The 21,857-nt window shown below is 54.7% G+C and carries 20 protein-coding genes; 8 read left to right on the top strand and 12 right to left on the bottom strand.

Annotated features, from left to right (window positions below; translation table 11 throughout):
* Window positions 1–131 precede the first annotated feature (131 nt).
* Entirely contained in the window at window positions 132–734 is a 603-nt protein-coding gene (gene ribA, locus JK223_RS04180; RefSeq protein ID WP_212712946.1) for a GTP cyclohydrolase II, read from the bottom strand.
* Window positions 735–951: 217 nt separating this feature from the next.
* On the opposite strand from ribA, the gene JK223_RS04175 reads away from it, so the two are divergent.
* The 5 genes from JK223_RS04175 (at window position 952) to yciH (ending at window position 4,535) form a co-directional block, all read left to right on the top strand.
* Window positions 952–1,680, top strand: coding sequence for a phosphatase PAP2 family protein (locus JK223_RS04175; RefSeq protein ID WP_212712945.1), 729 nt, complete (start codon window positions 952–954; stop codon window positions 1,678–1,680).
* Window positions 1,681–1,827: 147 nt separating this feature from the next.
* The gene (locus JK223_RS04170) at window positions 1,828–2,136 is read left to right on the top strand and encodes a LapA family protein (RefSeq protein ID WP_212712944.1); all 309 of its coding nucleotides are present in this window, start codon (window positions 1,828–1,830) and stop codon (window positions 2,134–2,136) included.
* Window positions 2,137–2,142: 6 nt separating this feature from the next.
* On the top strand, window positions 2,143–3,312 hold the full coding sequence (gene lapB / locus JK223_RS04165) for a lipopolysaccharide assembly protein LapB (protein WP_212712943.1): 1,170 nt from the start codon (window positions 2,143–2,145) through the stop codon (window positions 3,310–3,312).
* Window positions 3,313–3,492: 180 nt separating this feature from the next.
* The gene (gene pyrF / locus JK223_RS04160; RefSeq protein WP_212712942.1) at window positions 3,493–4,215 is read left to right on the top strand and encodes an orotidine-5'-phosphate decarboxylase; all 723 of its coding nucleotides are present in this window, start codon (window positions 3,493–3,495) and stop codon (window positions 4,213–4,215) included.
* The gene (gene yciH, locus JK223_RS04155; protein WP_212712941.1) at window positions 4,215–4,535 is read left to right on the top strand and encodes a stress response translation initiation inhibitor YciH; all 321 of its coding nucleotides are present in this window, start codon (window positions 4,215–4,217) and stop codon (window positions 4,533–4,535) included. The genes pyrF and yciH overlap by 1 nt, the downstream gene beginning before the upstream one ends.
* Window positions 4,536–4,585: 50 nt before the next feature.
* On the opposite strand, the gene JK223_RS04150 is transcribed toward yciH, so the two are convergent.
* The 3 genes from JK223_RS04150 to JK223_RS04140 all read right to left on the bottom strand — a co-directional run bounded on the left by JK223_RS04150 (window position 4,586) and on the right by JK223_RS04140 (window position 9,599).
* Window positions 4,586–4,771 (bottom strand): glycine zipper 2TM domain-containing protein, encoded by a 186-nt coding sequence (locus tag JK223_RS04150; protein WP_249213476.1) that lies wholly within the window; start codon window positions 4,769–4,771, stop codon window positions 4,586–4,588.
* Window positions 4,772–5,226: 455 nt separating this feature from the next.
* Window positions 5,227–7,161, bottom strand: a complete 1,935-nt coding sequence (locus tag JK223_RS04145; RefSeq protein ID WP_212712939.1) for an exoribonuclease II — start codon at window positions 7,159–7,161, stop codon at window positions 5,227–5,229.
* Window positions 7,162–7,289: 128 nt separating this feature from the next.
* Window positions 7,290–9,599 (bottom strand): FdhF/YdeP family oxidoreductase, encoded by a 2,310-nt coding sequence (locus tag JK223_RS04140; protein WP_212712938.1) that lies wholly within the window; start codon window positions 9,597–9,599, stop codon window positions 7,290–7,292.
* A 240-nt stretch (window positions 9,600–9,839) separates the two neighbouring features.
* Here JK223_RS04140 and JK223_RS04135 point away from each other — a divergent pair, with 240 nt between their 5' ends.
* Window positions 9,840–10,757, top strand: coding sequence for a LysR family transcriptional regulator (locus JK223_RS04135; RefSeq protein WP_212712937.1), 918 nt, complete (start codon window positions 9,840–9,842; stop codon window positions 10,755–10,757).
* Here the strand turns inward: JK223_RS04135 and JK223_RS04130 are convergent.
* The 5 genes from JK223_RS04130 to sapC form a co-directional block, all read right to left on the bottom strand.
* The gene (locus tag JK223_RS04130) at window positions 10,739–11,737 is read right to left on the bottom strand and encodes a hypothetical protein (RefSeq protein WP_212712936.1); all 999 of its coding nucleotides are present in this window, start codon (window positions 11,735–11,737) and stop codon (window positions 10,739–10,741) included. The two genes, JK223_RS04135 and JK223_RS04130, sit on opposite strands and share 19 nt — an antisense overlap.
* Before the next feature lie 193 nt (window positions 11,738–11,930).
* On the bottom strand, window positions 11,931–12,719 hold the full coding sequence (fabI, locus tag JK223_RS04125; RefSeq protein ID WP_025903097.1) for an enoyl-ACP reductase FabI: 789 nt from the start codon (window positions 12,717–12,719) through the stop codon (window positions 11,931–11,933).
* A 141-nt stretch (window positions 12,720–12,860) separates the two neighbouring features.
* Window positions 12,861–13,667, bottom strand: coding sequence for a putrescine export ABC transporter ATP-binding protein SapF (gene sapF / locus JK223_RS04120; protein WP_212712935.1), 807 nt, complete (start codon window positions 13,665–13,667; stop codon window positions 12,861–12,863).
* Window positions 13,668–13,671: 4 nt separating this feature from the next.
* On the bottom strand, window positions 13,672–14,664 hold the full coding sequence (gene sapD, locus JK223_RS04115) for a putrescine export ABC transporter ATP-binding protein SapD (protein ID WP_212712934.1): 993 nt from the start codon (window positions 14,662–14,664) through the stop codon (window positions 13,672–13,674).
* Window positions 14,664–15,554 (bottom strand): putrescine export ABC transporter permease SapC, encoded by an 891-nt coding sequence (sapC, locus tag JK223_RS04110; protein WP_212712933.1) that lies wholly within the window; start codon window positions 15,552–15,554, stop codon window positions 14,664–14,666. Before sapC ends, sapD begins: the two co-directional genes overlap by 1 nt.
* Before the next feature lie 405 nt (window positions 15,555–15,959).
* On the opposite strand from sapC, the gene JK223_RS04105 reads away from it, so the two are divergent.
* The gene (locus JK223_RS04105) at window positions 15,960–16,451 is read left to right on the top strand and encodes a hypothetical protein (RefSeq protein ID WP_212712932.1); all 492 of its coding nucleotides are present in this window, start codon (window positions 15,960–15,962) and stop codon (window positions 16,449–16,451) included.
* 461 nt (window positions 16,452–16,912) lie between these two features.
* On the opposite strand, the gene sapB is transcribed toward JK223_RS04105, so the two are convergent.
* From sapB to pspF, 3 genes are all read right to left on the bottom strand, one after another.
* Entirely contained in the window at window positions 16,913–17,878 is a 966-nt protein-coding gene (gene sapB / locus JK223_RS04100) for a putrescine export ABC transporter permease SapB (protein ID WP_212712931.1), read from the bottom strand.
* The gene (sapA, locus tag JK223_RS04095) at window positions 17,875–19,503 is read right to left on the bottom strand and encodes an ABC transporter substrate-binding protein SapA (RefSeq protein ID WP_212712930.1); all 1,629 of its coding nucleotides are present in this window, start codon (window positions 19,501–19,503) and stop codon (window positions 17,875–17,877) included. Before sapA ends, sapB begins: the two co-directional genes overlap by 4 nt.
* Before the next feature lie 444 nt (window positions 19,504–19,947).
* Window positions 19,948–20,952, bottom strand: coding sequence for a phage shock protein operon transcriptional activator (pspF, locus tag JK223_RS04090; RefSeq protein ID WP_212712977.1), 1,005 nt, complete (start codon window positions 20,950–20,952; stop codon window positions 19,948–19,950).
* Window positions 20,953–21,149: 197 nt separating this feature from the next.
* Between pspF and pspA the strand changes: the two genes are divergently transcribed.
* Complete coding sequence (gene pspA / locus JK223_RS04085) at window positions 21,150–21,821, top strand: phage shock protein PspA (protein ID WP_212712929.1); 672 nt, start codon at window positions 21,150–21,152, stop codon at window positions 21,819–21,821.
* Window positions 21,822–21,857: the final 36 nt, after the last annotated feature.

Raw genomic sequence — 21,857 nt, 5'->3', positions numbered from 1 at the left:
CAGCTGCTGAACTGACCCGATAGCGGTATCGTTGGTAGGTGACTGAACGTTGCCCGTGAGCCATATTGCTGCCGGGCAGCAGATCACGGGTAACGTAGATCAGACAGTGACGGGTTTACTGCGAACGGGGATCAGTCATCATTGTGCGGATGCAGTAAATGCCCCATTTTTAAGGCTTTCGTATCCAGATAACCGCTGTTCTTCGGGTTTCTCCCGACTTCAAGCGGGACACGTTCGGTAATATTGATCCCGGCATCGGCCAGTACTTTGACCTTCCGTGGATTATTGGTCAGCAAGCGGACAGCGTGAACGTCCAGTAAACTGAACATATCGGCACACAGCGTAAAATCACGCTCATCGGCGGCAAAGCCGAGTCTGAGGTTCGCTTCGACAGTATCCAGCCCCTGATCCTGCAACGCGTATGCACGAATTTTATTCAGCAGGCCAATATTTCTGCCTTCCTGACGATGATACAGCAGGACACCCCGACCTTCGGTGGCGATGGCATTGAGTGCTGCTTCAAGCTGGAAACCACAGTCGCAACGTAAGCTGAATAGCGCATCCCCGGTCAGACATTCAGAGTGAACTCTGGCAAGGACGGGCGTCTCACCACTGATATCGCCATAGACCAGCGCGACATGGTCTTTACCTGTTTTAATTTCTTCAAACCCCACCATCAGGAAATCACCCCAGGGTGTGGGTAGTGTGGCCTGCGCCACCCGCTTAAGTTGCATGTAAACTCCGTTACTCTAAAACTGTATTATTATCAGCACTCTGAACGGCAGAGGTTATCTCTGTATTGTGCCATAATTGTGCATCGTAACGTAATATTATGCCGCTCATGCCGGCGCGAAAGCACAATCAGGCAAGCGGGGAGAATAACGTATTGCGGCAGGCGCAGAAAATGATAATTTTCACTAACGACAGGCAGAAAAAGGATATCCGATGTTTATGGTTTTAAAATCTGTCAGTGCCGGTGTGCTGATATTACTCTGTCTGCCTCTGCTGGTCTGGGTATCGGGCTGGCACTGGCAGCCCGGTAATACGCTGCCTCTTCAGCCGCTATTATTTGCCTTTACTGAGACGGTGACGAGGCCCTGGGGTATACTGACCACGTTACTGCTTGGCGGGTGGCTGCTGTGGTTACGTTATGGTGATGGTGCGGGCCTCCGTGAGCTCGCGCAGACGGCAGTGCTGGTGGTGCTGGTAGTCTGGGGCGGGCAGGGGGTCAACAAGCTTATCAAGCATTACGTGCAGGAACCCAGGCCTTATACCTTATGGATAAGCAAGGAGTCCGGTACCGCGGTCGGCAACTTTTATCATCTTTCCCGTCAGCAGCGCGGACAGCTGGTCGGGCGGGTGGCCGGGCAGCAGCAGGTGATCCCCGGCTGGCTGCGGCAACATTGGGCTTATGAGACTGGCTACTCCTTCCCGTCAGGGCACAGTATGTTTGCGGCCTGCTGGGCACTGCTGATGCTGGTACTGGCAGGTGTTAAACGCCATTATATTACCGTCATTGCGACCTTTGTCTGGGCGATGGTGGTGATGTGGAGCCGGATGGCACTCGGTATGCACTGGCCGTGGGATGTGACAATGTCAGTGATGGTCGCCGGTATTACGCTGACGGTGGCCTGTACTATATTCAGGCGGCTTCTGACCGGGCATGACCGGCAGGGGTAATTTATGTGACTAAGAGAAAAGTAATATTGTAAATACAGCCAGCATCCCCATAATAGAATGATGCGGTTAACCCGGAGTATTTTCCGTCGGTCGGGCGTCGCTGTTTTTACGGCTGATGAGAAAAAGAAGACGATAACAGGATGCATTGTGAAATATTTACTGATTTTTTTAGTCGTACTGGTCATTTTTATCATCTCAATTACCCTGGGAGCCAAAAATGATCAGATAGTGACCTTTAACTATCTGCTCGCTCAGGGCGATTTCCGTATTTCCACGCTGCTGGCAACGCTATTCGGTGCCGGTTTTATTCTCGGGTGGGTGATCTGTGGCTTGTTCTGGCTGCGGATGCGTCTGGCATTATCCCACGCCCGGCGTAAGATTAAGCGTCTTGAGACGCAATTCACCCCGGCCACTTCAGTCACCACAGCCAGGGATAAATCCGTGGTGAAGGAATAATCGGCTATGCTCGAATTGTTGTTTCTGTTATTGCCTGTTGCAGCGGCCTATGGCTGGTACATGGGACGGCGTAGCGCGCATCAGGACAAACAACAGGAAGCCAATCGCCTTTCCCGGGACTACGTGACCGGCGTAAACTTTTTACTTTCAAATCAGCAGGATAAAGCGGTCGACCTGTTCCTGGATATGCTTAAAGAGGATAGCGGGGCGATAGAAGCGCATCTGACGCTGGGTAATCTGTTTCGTTCCCGCGGGGAAGTGGATAGGGCGATCCGTATCCACCAGTCCTTAATGGAAAGTACGTCTCTGGACTACGATCAGCGTTTGCTGGCGGTTCAGCAGCTGGGCCGGGACTATCTGGCGGCTGGCCTTTATGACCGCGCCGAGGATATGTTTGCCCAGCTCACGGATGAGACCGATTTCCGCGAAGGTGCCCTCACGCAGTTATTACAGATCTATCAGCTGACCAGTGACTGGAGTCAGGCGATCGATACCGCTGAGCGGCTGGTGCGGTTGGGGCAGGATAAGCAGAAGCGGGTTATTGCGCATCTGTATTGTGAGCTGGCTCTGCAGGCGATGAGCAGCGACGATTTGGATAAGGCGCTTAGCCTGTTGAAAAAAGGGGAATCTGCCGATAAAAACTGCGCCCGGATCTCAATCATGATGGGACGGATCTTTATCGAAAAAGGGGATGACCAGAAAGCTGTACAGAGCATGCAACGTGTACTGCAGCAGGACCCTGAATTCGTCAGTGAAGTTTTGCCACTGCTGGAAGGATGTTATCAGCGTCTGAATACGCCGGCCCAGTGGGTGGAGTTTTTGCAACGCTGTGTCGCCGCAAATACCGGGAACTCTGCGGAGCTTTATCTGGCCGATATCATCGACTCGACCGAAGGCACTGAACCGGCTCAGCTGTTCCTGATGAAGCGACTGGACCAGCATCCGACCACACGTGGGTTCCATCGTCTGATCAACTATTATCTGCAGGATGCTGAAGACGGGCGGGCGAAACAGAGCCTGGCGGTGCTGCGTAATATGGTCGGCGAGCAGATCCGCACCCGACCGCGTTACCGGTGTGAAAAATGTGGTTTTACCGCCCATGCCATCTACTGGCATTGCCCTTCATGCCGCACCTGGGCTTCGGTTAAACCGATCCGCGGCACGGACGGACAATAACCCCGGACAGAGCGCAGGCTCTGTTTTTTGTGCTGTTATTTAGTTACAACATACACTAGGTTGTTAATACTTAGCCCGCGGCACCGTGCAAAAAAGGTGACAACGAAAGTCAGGCAGGTAGAATAAGCGCCGTTTATCAGCCAAGCCCGATGCTCTTTTGTTATTTAAAGGAAAACTGCCATGACTGCTGTATCGCCATCTTCTGTTACTTCACCGGTGCTGGTTGCACTCGACTTTGACGATATCAATCGGGCATTAGCGCTGACAGACCTTATCGACCCGCAACGCTGCCGGCTGAAAGTGGGTAAAGAGATGTTTACCCGTTTCGGGCCGGAATGGGTAAAGACCCTGCAATCCCGGGGATTCGATGTTTTCCTCGATCTTAAATTTCACGATATTCCGAACACCGTCGCCCATGCCGTCGCTGCGGCAGCCGACCTTGGCGTCTGGATGGTCAATGTGCACGCCAGTGGCGGGGCAAGAATGATGAATGCTGCGCGTGAAGCCCTGATCCCGATGGGCAACGATGCGCCACTACTGATTGCGGTGACCGTATTAACCAGTATGGAAGCCAGTGATTTACGCGATATCGGTATAGATCGAACCCCTGCCGCGCATGCACTGCATCTGGCGGGACTGACCAAAGAATGTGGCCTGGATGGTGTGGTCTGTTCTGCACATGAAGCGGTCAGTTTCCGACAGCAGCTGGGGCATGATTTTGCTCTGGTGACACCGGGGATTCGCCCCGAAGGCAGTGCCGCACAGGATCAGCGCCGCATCATGACCCCGCCACAGGCTAAGCAGGCCGGGGTAGACTATATGGTGATAGGGCGTCCGATTACTCAGGCCGCCGACCCGGCGGCGGCGCTGGCATCGATTCTGCAATCTTTACAGGGGGTATAATGGCCCGGGATAATCTGGTGTATTCCACGGAGAGCGGACGTATCAGGCCGGCTGAAGCAGTGACAGAGCGCCCTAAAGGGGACGGTATTGTCAGGATCCAGCGTCAGACCAGTGGCCGTAAAGGCAAAGGAGTATGCATTATTACCGGCCTGGATTTGCCGGATGCCGAACTGGCTAAACTCGCCGCAGAACTGAAGAAGAAATGCGGGTGCGGGGGCGCGGTCAAAGAAGGCGATATCGAAATTCAGGGGGATAAGCGCGATTTACTGAAATCGCTGCTGGAAGCCAAAGGGTTAACAGTCAAACTCGCGGGTGGCTGATCTCTCTGCCATAAAAAAAGGGCCATGACTGGCCCTTTTTCCGCATAGGATCAGTGCGTCTGATGGCCGACAACGCCACCTACGGCTGCACCCCCTAAGGTCCCCAGAGTACTCCCGCCCGTCAGTATATTCCCGCCGATAGCGCCGATCCCGGCGCCCAGAGCGGTATGTCTGTCCCGTTTTGACCAGTTAGAACATCCGGTAACACTTCCGACCAGCAGTGTGATAACAATCATCGACGTTATCGTTTTTTTTGTGATGATCACGGTCAGCTCCTCAGTTTATTGCCGTTGACGGCGAATAAAACGACTAAAATCTTGTAACCTGTGATGGACCGGATAACGGCCCGTCGCAGGGATGACGGCCATCCGGCAGCCGTTGCCTGAGAGAGTACAGCGAAAACCGCGGACAGGAATAGCGTGAATATTCTGAATCTTTTTGCAAATCCGGGGAAAGGTCTGCTTTTCGGAGGCGTCGGGGCTTCCCGGCCGTCATTCAGCGGCCCCATTGAGATCCGCAGTCATGCCTTGCCGGTCTTTTAACCGTCGGGTGGGCCAGCAACGCGGTAAACTGTTAAGGAGAATCACAGTAAAAGGCAACATCGAGGAAGTCACGGCAGGGCCGTTAACGGTCAGAGACAGGGAGCAAAGAAGAAAAGAGCATACTCCCCGCAGGGAGTATGCTGCGGTCATCAGACGACCGGACGGGCGACTACATTGCGGTTTTCCATACGGACTTCTGCAATGGTGACTTCAATAAGATCTGTCACGCGATAGCGCTCTTCACCCTTGATCTGTACGGTGCCGCTATCCTGGCTGCACACCAGTTCATCACGCACACTGTGGATAAACGGCGCCGGGATAAAGGCTACGGCACCAATGTCCGTCAGACGGACACGCATACCGCCGCGCGAAATATCAATGATTTCTGCCGCAAACTTCTGGTCGGTACCGGCATAGGGGGCCAGATAACGGGCATATAACCAGTCCCCGACATCCCGTTCCGCCATGCGATTCAGACGGCGACGCTCACCCATAATGGTGGTCAGCTCTTCTGCCGGCAGTTCAGCCTGCTGGCCCAGAATAATCGCCTTCAGTAAACGATGGTTGATCATGTCACCATATTTACGGATAGGCGAGGTCCAGGTGGCATAGGCTTCCAGCCCCAGACCAAAATGGGGGCCTGGTTTGGTGCTGATTTCGGCGAATGACTGGAAGCGACGGATACGGCTATCCAGATACTGGGTCGGCATACTGTCCAGCTCGCGGCGCATCACCTTAAAGCCTTCCAGGGTCGCGATCTCTTTAGGATCGACCGTAATGCCATGACCCGCAAGAACCCCGGTCACCTGTTCGGCATTCGCTTCATCAAAGCCCGCATGGACATTGTAGATACCAAAGCCCAGCGCCTCACCCAGCACGTTAGCCGCGCAGATATTGGCGGTGATCATCGCTTCTTCGATCATGCGGTTAGCAATGCGGCGTGGCTCTGCAACGATTTTCAGTACTTCGCCTTTCTCACCCAGAATAAAGCGGTAATCCGGACGGTCTTTGAATACCAGGGCATGCTTACGGCGCCATTCATTACGGGCCAGGCAAAAACGTTGCAGCAGGGTGATCTGCTGAGCTATCGCATCGCTGGCAGGCTGCCAGTCACCGCTATTTTCCAGCCAGTCGGAAACATCGTCATAAGCCAGTTTGGCTTTTGATTCGATCCATGCGGCAAAGAAACGGGTCTCCGCTTCCGGTGTACCGTCTTTATCAATAACGATATGACAGGCCAGTACCGGGCGGCGTACGCCGGGACGCAGTGAGCAGACATCATCAGACAGCTCACGTGGCAGCATCGGAATGTTAAAGCCCGGCAGATAGTTGGTAAATGCGCGCTGTGCGGCAAGTTTATCCAGCTCACTGCCTTGCGGGACGTAGGCGGTGGGGTCGGCAATGGCCACCGTCAGACGAAGCTTACCGTCCGGGAGTTCTTCGGTGTACAGGGCGTCGTCCATATCTTCCGTACTGGCACTATCGATGGTGATAAATTCCAGCGCGGTAAGATCTTCACGGGTCAACTGTTCATCGAGCATCTCACCGAAGCCAACGTCCGGCGCTTCACGTTCCAGATTGTGGCGTGACAGTGTCACCCACCACGGGGCCAGATGATCCTCAGCGAAGGTAATAAACCCGGTCAGTTCGGCATAAAAACTACGGTCACCTTTTAACGGGTGACGACGCATCTCAGCCACCGCCCAGTCTCCGGCCTGAAATTCATGTTCCAGGTGACGGGCGGGCCGGCAGGAAATGGCATCTTTCAGCAGCGGATGATCGGGAATAATCGATAACCGGTCATCTTTTTTCTGGACGCGACCGACAAAACGGCTCAGGAAGGGCTCCACCAGGGTTTCCGGTTCGGCACTTTCTTTTCCGTTATTGGTCTGGATGACAGCAACCACACGGTCGCCATGCATCACTTTTTTCATCTGCGGCGGCGGAATAAAGTAACTTTTCTGGGCATCGACTTCCAGGAAGCCAAAGCCTTTATCGGTACCTTTTACCACACCTTCCGCGCGGGGAGTTTGTGCATGAAGTGTTTCTTTCAGCTGCGACAGCAGCGGGTTATCCTGGAACATAATTTTATAGTTTCGTGGCCTAACAGCGGCTGACAGTTTTACGCGAATCATCGCTGCCGGGCAATAGCCAAACCGAGAAAGATAAAAAAAGCCGGACTCATCCCCCGGCTTTTCTGCGTGATTTTTCCTCAGGCGATACGTAATGACGGCTGCTGCCGGGTGAGGGCCAGTTTCACCGGTATCGACTTAGAGGTTGGCGTACCGCTGTCATCCCCGTAACTGGATAACGGGACCAGCGGGTTCGTCTCCGGATAATACGCCGCCAGGTTACCGCGGGGGATGTTATAGGGCACCAGCACAAAGCCGTGCACCTGCCGGGTAATGCCATCATTCCACAGGGTTTCGATATCCACCTGGTCGCCTTCGTGCATCCCTTGTTCAGCCATATCTTCCGGATGAATAAATACCACCCTGCGCTGGCCGTAAACCCCCCGATAGCGATCATCCAGCCCATAGATGGTGGTGTTGTACTGGTCATGAGAACGGAGTGTCTGTAAAACAAAAGGCACCGTCGCGTCGCCAAGCTGCGGGAACAGTGTTCCCGGCAGAGGGGCAGCACTGAATTCGGCTTTCCCCGACGGGGTCCCGAACACATGCCGGGCAGCGGCATTCCCCAGATAGAATCCGCCGGGTTGCTCGCATTTCTGATTAAAATCGTCAAAACCCGGCAGGGTGGCGGCAATATGGTCACGGATAATCGAGTAGTCGTCGGCCATGCCTTGCCAGTCGGCTTTTTCTCTGCCGAGCACGGCATTGGCTATCCCGGCCACGATGGCGGTTTCGGAACGCTGATGCTCTGACAGCGGAATACCGACACCTTCAGAGGCATGGACCATGCTGAAAGAATCCTCAACCGTAATAAACTGAGAGCCGCTGCGCTGCATATCCCGTTCGGTACGGCCCAGGGTCGGTAATATCAGGCTGTTCTCATAGCCCGGGACCAGGTGCGTGCGGTTCAGCTTGGTACTGATATGTACGGTCAGACCGCAGCGTTGGATCGCTTCTTCGGTGCGCGGGGAATCCGGTGCCGCCGCCGCCAGGTTTCCGCCGAGGGTGATCAGTACACGAATTTCATCACGCAGCATGGCTTCGATGGCTTCCACGGTGCTATGCCCGGCGCGGCGCGGCGGTTCGAAACCGAAATGCGCGCCCAGCGCGTCCAGAAACGGGGCGCCGGGCTTTTCGTCGATGCCCATGGTCCGGTTTCCCTGCACATTACTGTGCCCGCGTACCGGACACAGGCCGGCCCCTTTTTTCCCGAGCTGGCCGAACAACAGTTGCAGGTTGGCGATCTCACGTACAGTATCGACCGAATGTTTATGCTGAGTGATGCCCATCGCCCAGGTACAAATCACCCGTTCTGAGTGCTGATAGATAGCCGCCGCCTGGCGCAGCTCCTCTTCGGAAAGGCCGGACCCGGCAATAATCATCTCCCAGCCGCTCGCATCCACCGCCGCCAGATAGGCTTCCACCCCGTGGGTGTGTTCACTGATAAACTGCATATCGAAAATACCCTGGCCACCCTGCGCCAGCTGGCGGCGATGCTCTTCCAGCAGGGCTTTTACCATCCCGCGCACGGCCGCCATATCGCCACCGAGGCGGGGCTGGTAATAAGACGAACTGATCTTCCCGGCCATCGGGGTCACCACTTCCAGCGGATTCTGCGGGTCGGCAAACCGTTCAAGGCCACGTTCACGCAGTGTATTAAAGGTAACGATCTTCGCCCCGTGATCGGCGGCATGACGTAAGCTGTGCAGCATACGCGGATGGTTGGTGCCGGGGTTCTGTCCGAAAACAAAAATAGCATCCGCACTGTCAAAATCATCCAGCCGGATAGTGCCTTTACCGACACCAATACTCCGTTTCAGACCGGTACCGCTGGCTTCATGACACATATTGGAGCAGTCAGGGAAATTATTGGTGCCCAGCATGCGGCCAAATAACTGATATAACCATGAGGCTTCATTACTGGCGCGCCCGGAGGTATATAGTTCAATCTGGTCCGGATTATCCATGGCATGAATATGTTGAGCAATCAGAGTAAAGGCATCTTCCCAGCTGACGGGTTCATAATGGTCGGTCTCCGGGTTATAAGAGAGCGGGTGGGTTAACCTTCCCTGATATTCCAGAAAATAGTCGCTTTCGGCATACAGGCGGCTGACGCTATGCTGTGCAAAAAAGTCAGGGTCAACGGTGCGGCGGGTAGCTTCCCAGGTCACCGCTTTGGCACCGTTTTCGCAAAAACTGAAGGTACTCTTATTATCATCGCCCCAGGCGCAGCCCGGACAGTCAAACCCGCGGGCTTTATTCATACGCATCAGGTTGCGCATATTCTTAAGTGCCGCTTTACTGTCAAAAACGAAGCGGGTCGTGGCTTCCAGCGAACCCCAGCCACCGGCTGCCGCATGGTACGGTTTAATCTGACGTTTAAATTTCATAGTGGATGCCGCTTCCGTTAGGTGATGTTGAATAATTGTACTCATTATATGAACAGAATTGTGCTTTTATGTTTTCGTGGTGTCTAATTGATTACAATTAACGAGCGATAGAGCCTGTTTATCGTCAGCCGCTTGCAAGCTGGCTTAAATGCGGCCACCCTTAATTCATACGCTCCCGGCTGCGCCCGGGGCCAGTCAGCGACGCAGATGATCGATGCTTTAGTACCGGAAGGACAGCACATGGATTTAAAACAACTGGTCTATTTGTGTAACCTGGAACAGGAAAAACATTTTGGCCGGGCCGCCGAAGCCAGTTTTGTCAGTCAGCCGACACTTTCCATGCGGCTGAAGAACCTCGAGCATGAACTGGGCGTTTCTCTGATTAACCGGACTAATACATTTTCCGGGTTCACGCCGGAAGGCGAACGGGTACTCTCGTGGGCGCGGGAAATGGTCTCTGTGTATCAGGGACTGAAACTGGAAGTCGATGCCATGAAACATGGTATTCAGGGCACACTGCGGGTGGGCGTGGTTCCGCAGTGCAGTATTTCACTGACCGGGGTCTTACAGGCGGTATCGGCACGCTATCCTGAAATTAATTACCGGATTGATGTGATGAGTGCAGACCAGTTACTGGAAGCGATCAACGGTCACACCGTCGATGTGGCTTTTGGTTTTTTCGAACTGATCACCTTGCGTCAGTTACAGTTTCAGGCTGCCTTCTTTGCCGACGAAGGCGTGGTGGCGCTCTATTGCCGCAACACCTTTGCGCAACTGACGGGCAGTGAGCGGTTGCCGCTGGCAACGGTGGCAGCATTGCCGCTCTGCCTGGCCGAACAGACCCGCTATTTCCGGCGTTATCTGGATAATGGCTTCCGGCAGGCAGGGTTATCCTTCCGCACCATTATCGAAAGTGCTTCCGTATCGCAACTGCTGGAAAGTGTCCATCGCGGTATGGGAGTGATGCTGGCCCCGAAAGGTCATATTTTGCCGGCGATGCTGAACGGGCTCGGGGAGAGCCCGGTCGATATGCCACCGATGAACCGCCAGGGAGCGATGGTCATCGCCAGCGCGGGTAAAGCCACGCCCCTGGTTCAGCACTTCTTCGATGAAGCGCGCGGGGCGCTGCCGGTCATGACTCACACGACGGCCAGCTGAATCAGCCGGTAATCCCAGATATTCATGGCGATCCTGCCCAGTAACGACAGCAGATCGTCAGCTTTCCGATCCTGACGTTTCAGCGCCTCCAGTTCACGGCAGGAAAGCGGGGAAGTCCGCCGGCGAAAATCAGGAGGCACGGCAGTACTCTCTGTAAAGAGGTGACCGGCATCGGCCGTCGGGCCGGATAACGCTCTCAGAATCAGCCAGGCACGGGCTGCCGCCGGGGCTTGACCGATAATCTCCGCGTTCAGCGATGGCTGGCCCAGAGTCCTGATGTCCCGCAACAGGTGACGCCGGGCGGTGACGGGCCCGGACACCTTAAGCCTGGCTAAAGGCTCTCTGATCCCGCCGGGGAGCAGGTCAGGATAGGGGGGGAGCGGGGGGTTACTGTAATGTGATGTGACTCCGTCAGCCGCCAGTGTCATCACTCCGCTAATCCACTGTGCCTGCCAGCCCACGAAACCGCATAACTGGTGCAGGGTAACGATATCCGCCAGAGTCAGGCCCGATTGCTGCAGGCCCGCCCGCTGCGGGGAGGGGGTTGCTGCCGAGGAGCAGGTCAGTAAACGGGTATATTCGGTGATCGTGGTCAGCCGCAGATTATTTTCACGGGTCCCTGCGGGGCCCGGTAAGGGGCTGAGCCACTCCGCGTAGAAGTCGCTAAGGGCTCCGGTTTCTGTCAGCTGAGCGACCGTCAGTGCGATGGTCAGACGTTCATAGAGGGTGAGGCTGCCGTGTGGCTCAGGACAGGGACTTTCCGGGAACAGCCTGCTGTAGATTGCCGCAGAGTGCCGGGATAAGGGCTGCAGTGGCTGGCGAAACTTTTTATCCGGCACCGGGTGCTGTGCCAGTCCGGCAAGAAGATCACGGTGCTGCCTGACGGCAGGAGATCGGTGACAGACGGCGGGGGTGGACGGGCGTAAGACGGGCTCGCTGTTATCCCCTGCGGTGGGATGGTTATGACGTCGTAATTCCATACACAATCCTCTGATATCATGCCTGACCCGTGGGGGCCTGCGCAAAATCACTGCGCCTATAGTGGCTGACAGAAGGTTCAGGGAGAAGGAATGTTACAGACTAACTAATAACGGGCAGATATATAAACAGGGGGGCGGTGGCAGAAAAAAGCAGGAAGAAAAACAGGCGGTTGATACCGCCTGCTGACAGAACTTATTTCAGTTCCAGTTCGTTCATTGCGGCGATGCTGAAGCCACCGTCAACGTGAACGACTTCACCGGTGATGCCGCCGGCCAGGTCAGAACACAGGAAGGCTGCAGAGTTACCCACATCTTCGATGGTGACGGTACGGCGGATCGGGGTGACCGCTTCACAATGCGACAGCATCTTACGGAAATCTTTGATACCGGAAGCCGCCAGCGTACGGATAGGGCCGGCAGAGACGGCGTTAACACGCACGCTTTCAGGACCCATCGCATTAGCCATGTAACGCACGTTGGCTTCCAGAGAGGCTTTCGCCAGACCCATCACGTTGTAGTTAGGGATAGCGCGCTCTGCACCCAGGTAAGACAGGGTTAACAGTGCTGAATTCGGGTTCAGCATCGCACGGCACTCTTTTGCCATCGCAACAAAGCTGTAGGCACTGATATCGTGGGCAATCTTAAAGCCTTCACGGGTCACGGCATTTACGTAGTCGCCATCTAACTGGTCGCCTGGTGCGAAACCGATAGAGTGAACAAAGCCGTCAAATTTTGGCCAGACTTTTTCCAGTTCGGTGAACAGGCTTTTGATGCTTTCATCTTCAGCAACATCGCAAGGTAACACGATGTCAGAACCCAGATCTTTGGCAAATTCTTCAACACGCGCTTTTAATTTTTCGTTTTGGTAAGTGAATGCCAGTTCCGCACCCTGCTTGTGCATTGCCTGGGCAATACCCCATGCGATAGACAATTTACTGGCGACGCCAGTGATCAGAATGCGCTTACCGGAAAGAAAACCCATAGCTGTAATCCTTAAAAATAGTTATTGTGGCGGCGGCGATTGTATAATTAACAACCTGTCCGCGATGTTCAATCCGGGGATTCTAACACGACAATGGGTTATCAGGTAAAGTTACGGTGAAACAGGACGTAATTCTGTGAATTAACGGTCATTCCTTCGCCAGGCATCGGCGGTCAGAGCCTCGCCGAAATGACTCTGAATTAACCGTTTGGTCAGATCATGTAACGGAGAGGCCAGCACATCGGCCGTTCCGCCGCGCTCAACCACCTCTCCCTGGTGCATGACCATCACACAGTCACTGATGTGTTTCATCATGCCGATATGCTGAGTGACATAAATAAACGATAGTCCGTCCCTGTCCTGTAATTCCAGCATCAGGTTCACCAGCTGTGACCGCATGGTCATATCCAGTGAGGCCAGAGCTTCATCGGCAACAATGACCCGTGGTTGGAGGATCAGTGCTCTGGCCAGTGCCAGGCGCTGTTTCTGGCCCGGCGCCAGCATATGCGGGTAATAGCCGGCATGATCCCGCAGCAGACCGACTTTACGCAGGGTTTCGATGATGCGTGCTTCCCGTTCCTCCGGGGTCAGGGACGTATTCAGCCGCAACGGCAGATCGAGGATCTGACTGACGCGTTGTCTGGGATTCAGCGAAGTGCCCGGGTCCTGGAAGATCATGCGAATGACCTGGCTACGGTAACCGTAATCCCCGAAGCTTAGCGGATGATTATTAATAATAATTTCACCCGCGCTGGGTTCGATCATGCCACTGAGCATTTTGGCCAGCGTCGATTTACCGGAGCCGTTTTCGCCGATGATGGCGAGGGTCTGCCTTTCACGCAGGGTAAAACTGACATTTCTGACCGCATCCACATGCTGAGGACGGAAAAGGCCGGTTTTATAGCGATAGGTTTTCGACAAATCGCGGACTTCGAGTAAGGTTTCCATGGAACTACAGCTCTTTATTTAATGGAAAGTGACAGGCGTATTTGTGGCTTTTGGTACCGGTCAGTGCCGGGGCTTCGATACATTTGCGCTGTGCATAAGGGCAGCGTGGACCGAGCCGGCAGCCCATTGGCAGATGTTCCAGCGAGGGTATCGCACCGGACAGGGTGTTCAGCCGGCTCTTATGCGGCAGTGAACGCCCGAAATCGGGCATCGAGCGGATCAGCGCCTGAGTGTAGGGATGATGAGGGGCAGAGATCAGCTCCTCACTGACGGCCGTTTCGACGGTTTGTCCGCAGTACATCACATTAATCCGGTTCGCCCACTGGCCCAGGGTACGCAGGTCATGGCTTATCAGCAGAATGGTCGTGTTGTTATTCTGGTTCAGCCGGCTGAGCAGCCTGAATATCTGTGCCTGGGTGGTCGGCTCCATGGCATTGGTCGGTTCATCGGCAATCAGCAGGCGCGGTTTGGTGGCCAGCGCGATGGCGATCATGGCTTTCTGACATTCACCTTCTGTCAGCTCATAGGGAAAACTGCGCATGATATCTTTGTGATCTTTAATACCGACCCTGTGCAGTAACTCTATGGCGCGCTTTTTACGCCAGAACCAGAAACGCCGGTACCAGCGCCCTTTAAAGGTCCAGCGGGGGATGGCCTGCATCAGCTGACGGCCAATACTTTCAGACGGGTCCAGACAGGACTGAGGTTCCTGAAAAATCATCGAGATATTATGGCCGATGATTTTTCTGCGCTCGCGGGGAGAAAGGCGCAACAGATCGATATCATTAAAGCGCATCCGGTCGGCGGTCACCCGCCAATTATCGGAAGTGACACCGCAGATAGCTTTGGCTATCAGGCTCTTCCCGGAGCCGGACTCGCCGACCAGGCCGCGGATCTCGCCTTCTGTCAGGGTCAGATTAATACGGTCGACCGCTTTCACCGGGCCTTCGGACGAGAAGAACTCAATGGTCAGGTTACGGATATCCAGTAATGGCATTATTTTACCCCAGCCTCAATGGCACGGCGGACGCCATCCCCGAATAAATTAATAATCAGCACCGCAAGCATCAGCATCAGCCCGGGCAGCATGACCGTCCAGGGAGCCACATAAATCAGCTCCAGCGAATCCCCCAGCATGGCTCCCCACTCCGGTGAGGGTAACTGTGCACCGAGGCCTAAAAAACCCAGAGCCGCAATATCAAGAATGGCCATCGACAGCGCCCGGGTCAGCTCACTGATCACGGAGGGCAGTACATTCGGAAAAATGGTATCACGCAGCAGAATAAAAGGGCTGGCACCATCCAGTCTGGCCGCGATGACATATTCCTTATCCATCTGTTCGTGGATGGCGATATAAATAGCGCGGATAAGCCGCGGCATCAACGCCAGCCAGACCGCTACCAGGGCATGGAACAGGCCGGGACCGGCGAAGGCTACCACAATAATCGCCAGCAGCATGGAAGGGATCGACAGTAAGGTATCGAGAATATGGTTCAGTAAGGCGGAGCGAAGACCGTGGGTCAGCCCGGCAAGAATACCGGGCAGCAGCGCGCAGACCCCGGAAAACAGGGTGACCAGCAGCGCACTGCCGACGGTGGGCGTGATACCGCTCAGTAAACGGCTCAGTACATCCCGGCCAAGATCATCGGTACCGAGGAAGAAAGAGACGTCGCCGTACCGCGACCAGGAAGGCGGCAGTAACTGGTATCCCATAAATTGCTGATCAACGCCGTAAGGGGCCAGCAGGCCACCAAACAGGCAAAGAAAGATCAATGCGGCAAAGCCATACAGCCCGACCATGGCCGACGTGTCATGGTAAAACTTCCCCCAGGCTTGACGGAAGGCGCCAGGCAGTCGTTTTTCCTGATAGACATTATCAATGGGCATAAATACCTGCTTTGCTTCTTCTTAACATATGTAATATCGCTTTAAATTATCAGCGCGTTACGCTGGCTCATAGCTTAATAACTTTTTATTTTGATTCAATACTGCCGGCAGCGGATCTGCCGGCCCGGGGCGTTAGCCTCCGCCGGCCTGCAATGCGTGACAGTGACCGGTGAGCTGCCGGTCAGTGCCGTGCCGGGGAAGGCGGGATTATCCGTTGAATTCACAATATTATGCAAGGCCCGCCCGGGCGCTCATCATTGCATCCTGCGCATAACCGGTTTTTGTGCGCACCGTGTAAGCGATGTTGTGAAAACCCGTGTAATTGTAACAGGCTGCAGCGTTGTTCTTTTACTGCCTTTCATTTCCCATTAAGATTGAAAACACATTTGTCAGGGAGGCAGCACCATGAATAAGAAAGCAGGTCTGGTATTACTGGTCGGGGTACTCCTGTCCGGCTGCAGTATGTCCGACCATCCTGAGTCTGCGGCAGTGACTGCCATCAAGGGCGTCTACACAGACAATAGCAATCAGTATGGATACATCAAATCTTTCCCCCTGTCGGCAGGCAGCCCTCTGAGCACGGAGAAACTCAGACAGTGTGTACTGGCCACCCACGCCGCACAGAGTCTCGTCCCGGCCGCTGACGGCTACAGCGGTCAGACAACTTACACCGTCAACCGGATGGGTTCACCAGTGCCGTTTGTGGTGAATTTTACCCTGCAGGTGTCAGAGACAGCGTCACAACGTCATTATGTTTTCAGCCGGATTACTCAGACCCCTGAAGATGATAAATCAGCCACATCCGGTGCCTGGGTAACGGCAAACCCGGCACAGGTCGTCGGGACATTCAATAATGTCAGTGCTGATCTCAATCGTTGTCTCAGCAACCCGGAATAACCCTGTGACGGGAACATTTTATTCCCTGACCGCCGGAAAGGCCGTGCCCGGGAAGCGTGACCGGGCATAGCCCGGTTTACTTTATCTTTTTATTAACTCTCTTTTTTATTCAGCGAATCGCCACCAGGTAGCCCGCCAGAGGACGATGCTGCATACAATAAGCAACGCATTATCCACAAAATCTCCCGCATCGCGTTCGCATGATAAACCCGCCCCGCCGCTTTTTCCGGATATCGATCTGACCTTGAGTTGCAGGTTCAGATGGCCGTAGCAGAAGGAATGTCAGAGCAAAAATAGCAGAACCGGTAAAGATCGTAACCCCTCCCGGGAGACGTCTTACTGCCGGTCATAACCCCCTCAATTGTGCCGCAGGAGGTAAGACCACTCCGCCGTTTCACTTGTCGCATGGAGAGCAATACCTGACGCTTTTTCCCGTCATACGTCGTCCGCCACACTCCGTGTTAACGCAGTGCGTACCATTCCTTGTGTTTCAGCGGGTTCAGTGCCGCGCCGAGAATATCGGACAGCACATTGACCAGCATCACCATGGTGCCGATCACCATGACGCCGGCAGAAATCGCCGCATAATCCTGCTGACGAATTGCCCCGATCAGCCAGTGACCCAGACCCGGCCAGTTAAACACCACCTCAGTGATCATCGTCAGTGTCAGCATGGTAGAAAACTGCAGACCCAGGTGAGGGATCACCGGTGGCAACGCATTGTGCAGGACATGCCGGCGGATCACCGTCACCCGTGACAGACCGCGGGTCACTGCGGCTTTTACGTAGTTCTTATCCAGCACCTCCAGGGTACTGTTACGGATAAGCCGGATCACTTCTGTCATCGGCGCTACCGCCAGGGTCACTACCGGTAAAATCAGGTGGCAGAGAATATTCAGCAACATTTCATGCCGCCAGGGGGAATCCGACAGCCAGGCATCGATCAGCACAAAGCCGGTGACATGCTGCAGAGGATAGAGCAGATCCAGCCGTCCCGATACCGGCAGCCAGCCGAGGGTCAGTGAGAAGAACAGGGTCAGCAACAGGGCCAGCCAGAACACAGGCACAGAAAATCCCACTAAGGCGAGGGCACTGATCAGTTTATCCTGCCACTTATTACGCATTACCGCCGCGGTGATGCCGAGCGGGATCCCCAGCAGCAGTGCCAGCAGAAAAGCCAGTACGCAGAGTTCAAGGGTGGCCGGAACCACTTCTTTAAGCTGGTCAGTGATGGGCTGACTGTTGACGCTGGACACGCCAAAATCCAGTTGCAGCATACTCCTGAACCAGAACCACCAGGCATCGCCCGGGGAAGCGCCTTCCAGAGGCGCGTGCGGGGTAAAATAACTCAGGCTGAAAGCGACCAGTGACAGCAGAAACAGCGTGATCACCAGCAGGACCAGGCGGCGCAGAATAAAAATAATCATGGAGCGTTATCCTCAGAGTCATCGCGATAGACGCCGGCGAAGGAGGTATTACCAAACGGACTGAGGACCAGCCCTTTAATATCATAACGGTAGGCCTGTAACCGCAGGGAAGAGGCCAGCGGCAGTACCGGGAGTTGTGCGGTCAGCATCTGTTGTGCCTGCGCATAACTGTCGATCCGCTCCGACAATTGCTGTGATGTTAATGCCTGATGGAGGAGCGTATCAAAGGCCGGGTCACACCAGTGGGCATAATTGGTGGCAGAGCTTATCGCCGCACAACTGAGTAGCGGGCGGAAAAAACTGTCCGGGTCATTACTGTCGGTGGACCAGCCTGCCAGTGTCAGATCGTGGTTAAGCGACATTAACTGCGCCTCCTGAAAGCGTCCCTCTACCGGAACGATGCTGACCGTCACTCCGATACGCCCCAAATCGGCCTGGATGAGTTCCGCTGTTTTCAGCGGGCTGGGGTTCCAGGGCTGGGAGGCGGTCGGCACCATTAATCTCAGGTGCAGATCGTGCACGTTCAGTTGCTTCAGGGCCTGCATCGCTTTAGCCGGATTATAATCGGAGACGACAGACTGGCTGTCATAAGCCCAGGAGGCCCGGGGCAGAATAGAGGCTGCGGTCTCTGCAGTACCGTAATAAACCGAAGACATCAGCCGGTCATTATTAATGGCCAGCGCCAGTGCCTTTCTGACGTCGGGATTATCCAGCGGCGGTTTACGGGTATTGAACGCCAGATAAGCGATATTCATCCCCGGACGTAGTGTCATTCGCAGGCGCGGGTCATCCCGCAGAATGGTCAGCTGACTGGCGGCAGGATAGGCCAGCACATCACATTCACCGGTCAGCAGTTTGGATAAACGCCCCGTACCACCCGCACCGATATCGATCACCACCTGCTGCATGCGGGGAATGCCCTTCCAGTAATCCGGGTTACGGGCCAGGCGAATAAATTGTCCGGAATGATATTCACTCAGCTGGAAAGGCCCGGTGCCTACCGGCTGACGATCCATTTGTTCTTCGTGGCCGCTGGCCGTGAGCTGGTCGGCATATTCTTTGGACAGTACCGGGGCGTAATGGGTGGCGATATGCCAGAGGAAAGACGCATCCGGCTGTGCCAGCTGTATTTCAACGGTATAATTATCCAGTTTTCTGATACTGCGGACGTTATCAGGAAACTTCAGGCTGTCAAAATAGGGATAACTGCCACCGCCAATATCATGCCACGGGCTGTTGCGGTCAAACATCCGTGAGAAGCTGAACACAACATCATCCGCATCCACTGCCCGGTGGGGGGTGAACCAGGCCGTTTTCTGGAAGCTGACGTGGTGACGCAGATGGAAAATATAGGTCGCGCCGTTATCCTTTACTTCCCATCCGGAAGCCAGTTCCGGCGTCAGACGGTAGGTATAGGGATCCACCCCCAGCAAACTGTCATATAACTGGGCCGCCAGAGTATCGACGGTCAGCCCGCTACTGGCTAATTGTGGGTTAAAGGTATTCAGTACCCCGTTTACACAGTAAACGAAGCCATTCTGCCGGATATCAGGTGCCACTGACGCAGAGGCAGTGTTACTGATCAGAGCAACGGCAAGACACAACGCGGAATATAATTTCAGCATAGTACTCAAAGATTATTTACAGATTATCTGAAGTGTACCGTAAACCCGGCAGGGACCCCAACTTTAGTGTTGACTGCAGGGGAGTCCTGCCGCCTGATACCGCGCAGTGATCACCCGGGAGCTGCCTCACAACGGTCTCGGGTGCCTGGCCGTTGACTGAGGCGTTCTCTGTCCCGGACGCGATAAACGACCCGGTTTACCTGCAGACAGTCTCCGGTGTCAGGCCGGGGCCGGTGACATCAGTGGAACGAGGCCGTGACCGGCAGGCCGCAGCGGTGTGGTATCAGCATCCGCAACGCAGGGGCGGAAGGAGCAGAGGTCAGACGTATCCTGCTGCGGTGGCGCTGACATTCCTGACGGCAACCGGCCTTCAGGCGGTGTGCTGCCCGGCGAAGTCTCAGGAAACCCGGAACCGGACGGGGAAAACGGGTCTTTCCCGCCGCCTCAGCGACTGACCGCTATCTGATGTTTTTTTATCAAGGCGCGCAGCTGGTGGTACGTCAGGCCAAGAGCTTCGGCAGCTTTACGCTGATGAAAGTGATGTGTTCGCAGGCTGTATTCGACCAGCGCACATTCCTGTTGGTGCTGCCATCCCCTGAGATCAAGCGGCAATTCAGGTTCGGCGCTGAACGGCGGCGGGCTTTCCGGAACACTTTTCTGCTCATCGCCCGGAGAGAAGTCGGGGCGGAACGGATTGAAAATAATCCGGTCAAGCATCTCATCACTGGAATGGTGGCGGTAGACGGAGCGCTCAATCACATTTTTCAGTTCACGCACATTGCCCGGCCAGTGCCAGTCCAGCAACTGCTGACGGGCTTTCGCGGTAAACCCCGGGAACAGAGGCAGCTCAAGCTCCCGACACATCTGGATAGCAAATTGCTCACCGAGCAGCAGGATATCGGACTGCCGCTGACGAAGCGGGGGAATATTCACCACATCGAAGGCCAGACGGTCCAGCAGATCGGCACGGAACTGACCACGGGCGGCACGGGCCGGCAGATCCTCGTTGGTTGCGCAAATCAGTCTGACATTGACCTGTAATGGCTGACTGCCGCCGACGCGTTCCAGCTGGCCGTATTCAATCACCCTCAGCAATTTTTCCTGTACCAGCATCGGTGCGGTGGCGAGTTCATCCAGGAACAGGGTGCCGCCATCAGCCCGCTCAAACCGGCCCAGATGGCGGGTGCGGGCACCGGTAAAAGCCCCGGCCTCATGACCAAACAGTTCCGAGTCCAGCAGGTTCTCGTTGAGTGCCGCGCAGTTAAGAGAAATAAAAGGGCCATCCCAGCGCGGAGACAGGTAATGAAGACGGCTGGCAATCAGTTCCTTCCCGGTCCCACGCTCGCCTATGACCAGTACCGGTTTATTCAATGCCGCCAGCGCAGAAACCTGCTCAAGCATAGCGAGAAAATTATTCGCTTCTCCCAGCAAAGGATCCCGTTGTTCCATGATGAATTTAACCAATTAGTGATGAATAACACCATTCTACAGGCCAGGTCACGCAGGGCAATAAAAATAAAGCCTTTAAAAACAAAATATTAAAAACTGGCACGCCACTTGCTTTGTCTTTTTGTGTAAACCCTTTGTGTAAACCATTTGTGTAAACCATTATCGCCGGGAACCCCGGCAGCTTCAGGAGGATCTTTATGGGTATTTTTTCGCGCTTTACCGACATCGTGAATGCCAACATCAATTCGTTACTGGAACGGGCCGAAGACCCGCAAAAAATGGTACGTTTGATGATCCAGGAAATGGAAGACACTCTGATTGAGGTCCGTACCACCTCCGCGCGGTCGCTGGCAGAGAAAAAGCAGCTGAGTCGCCGCATTGAGCAGGCCACGCTTCAGTCACAGGAGTGGCAGGAAAAAGCAGAACTGGCTATCCGTAAAGACAAAGAAGAACTGGCCCGTGCCGCTCTGCAGGAAAAGCAAAAGCTCAGCGGCGTCATTGAGGCGTTGCAGCAGGAAATCGCACAGACGGAAGAAAGCCTGAGCCGGATGAAATCCGAGATCACCGAACTTGAGAATAAACTGACCGAAACCCGTGCCCGTCAGCAGGCGCTGACATTACGTCATCAAGCGGCTTCAGCCTCCCGGGATGTGCGTCGCCAGCTGGATAACGGTAAAATGGATCAGGCAATGGCACGCTTTGAATCGTTTGAGCGCAAAATTGACCATATGGAAGCCGAAGCCGAAAGTCAGCGTTTCGGAAAACCCCAATCGCTGGAAAGCCAGTTTGCCAGCCTGAAAACGGATGATGAGATAAGCCAGCAACTCGCGGCACTGAAAGAAAAAATGCAGCGCACTGACGGGCAGTAATGCCAGGTCATGGTCTTCTGTCTTAATGCGACTCAG

This window comes from Tatumella sp. JGM118 (assembly GCF_018257515.1).
Taxonomy (GTDB): Bacteria; Pseudomonadota; Gammaproteobacteria; order Enterobacterales; family Enterobacteriaceae; genus Tatumella; species Tatumella terrea.
Note: the sequence above shows the minus strand (reverse complement) of the source record. Positions and strands in the feature narration are given on the sequence as shown.

What these genes read in the sequence shown, in the direction of transcription:
- sapB (WP_212712931.1), bottom strand. Translation starts at nt 17,878, where the DNA reads ATGATTATTTTTATTCTGCGCCGCCTGGTCCTGCTGGTGATCACGCTG.
- ribA (WP_212712946.1), bottom strand. Translation starts at nt 734, where the DNA reads ATGCAACTTAAGCGGGTGGCGCAGGCCACACTACCCACACCCTGGGGT.
- JK223_RS04145 (WP_212712939.1), bottom strand. Translation starts at nt 7,161, where the DNA reads ATGTTCCAGGATAACCCGCTGCTGTCGCAGCTGAAAGAAACACTTCAT.
- sapC (WP_212712933.1), bottom strand. Translation starts at nt 15,554, where the DNA reads ATGCCCATTGATAATGTCTATCAGGAAAAACGACTGCCTGGCGCCTTC.
- yciH (WP_212712941.1), top strand. Translation starts at nt 4,215, where the DNA reads ATGGCCCGGGATAATCTGGTGTATTCCACGGAGAGCGGACGTATCAGG.
- JK223_RS04105 (WP_212712932.1), top strand. Translation starts at nt 15,960, where the DNA reads ATGAATAAGAAAGCAGGTCTGGTATTACTGGTCGGGGTACTCCTGTCC.
- lapB (WP_212712943.1), top strand. Translation starts at nt 2,143, where the DNA reads ATGCTCGAATTGTTGTTTCTGTTATTGCCTGTTGCAGCGGCCTATGGC.
- fabI (WP_025903097.1), bottom strand. Translation starts at nt 12,719, where the DNA reads ATGGGTTTTCTTTCCGGTAAGCGCATTCTGATCACTGGCGTCGCCAGT.
- sapF (WP_212712935.1), bottom strand. Translation starts at nt 13,667, where the DNA reads ATGGAAACCTTACTCGAAGTCCGCGATTTGTCGAAAACCTATCGCTAT.
- JK223_RS04140 (WP_212712938.1), bottom strand. Translation starts at nt 9,599, where the DNA reads ATGAAATTTAAACGTCAGATTAAACCGTACCATGCGGCAGCCGGTGGC.
- pspA (WP_212712929.1), top strand. Translation starts at nt 21,150, where the DNA reads ATGGGTATTTTTTCGCGCTTTACCGACATCGTGAATGCCAACATCAAT.
- pyrF (WP_212712942.1), top strand. Translation starts at nt 3,493, where the DNA reads ATGACTGCTGTATCGCCATCTTCTGTTACTTCACCGGTGCTGGTTGCA.
- JK223_RS04150 (WP_249213476.1), bottom strand. Translation starts at nt 4,771, where the DNA reads ATGATTGTTATCACACTGCTGGTCGGAAGTGTTACCGGATGTTCTAAC.
- JK223_RS04130 (WP_212712936.1), bottom strand. Translation starts at nt 11,737, where the DNA reads ATGGAATTACGACGTCATAACCATCCCACCGCAGGGGATAACAGCGAG.
- JK223_RS04135 (WP_212712937.1), top strand. Translation starts at nt 9,840, where the DNA reads ATGGATTTAAAACAACTGGTCTATTTGTGTAACCTGGAACAGGAAAAA.
- sapA (WP_212712930.1), bottom strand. Translation starts at nt 19,503, where the DNA reads ATGCTGAAATTATATTCCGCGTTGTGTCTTGCCGTTGCTCTGATCAGT.
- sapD (WP_212712934.1), bottom strand. Translation starts at nt 14,664, where the DNA reads ATGCCATTACTGGATATCCGTAACCTGACCATTGAGTTCTTCTCGTCC.
- JK223_RS04175 (WP_212712945.1), top strand. Translation starts at nt 952, where the DNA reads ATGGTTTTAAAATCTGTCAGTGCCGGTGTGCTGATATTACTCTGTCTG.
- pspF (WP_212712977.1), bottom strand. Translation starts at nt 20,952, where the DNA reads ATGGAACAACGGGATCCTTTGCTGGGAGAAGCGAATAATTTTCTCGCT.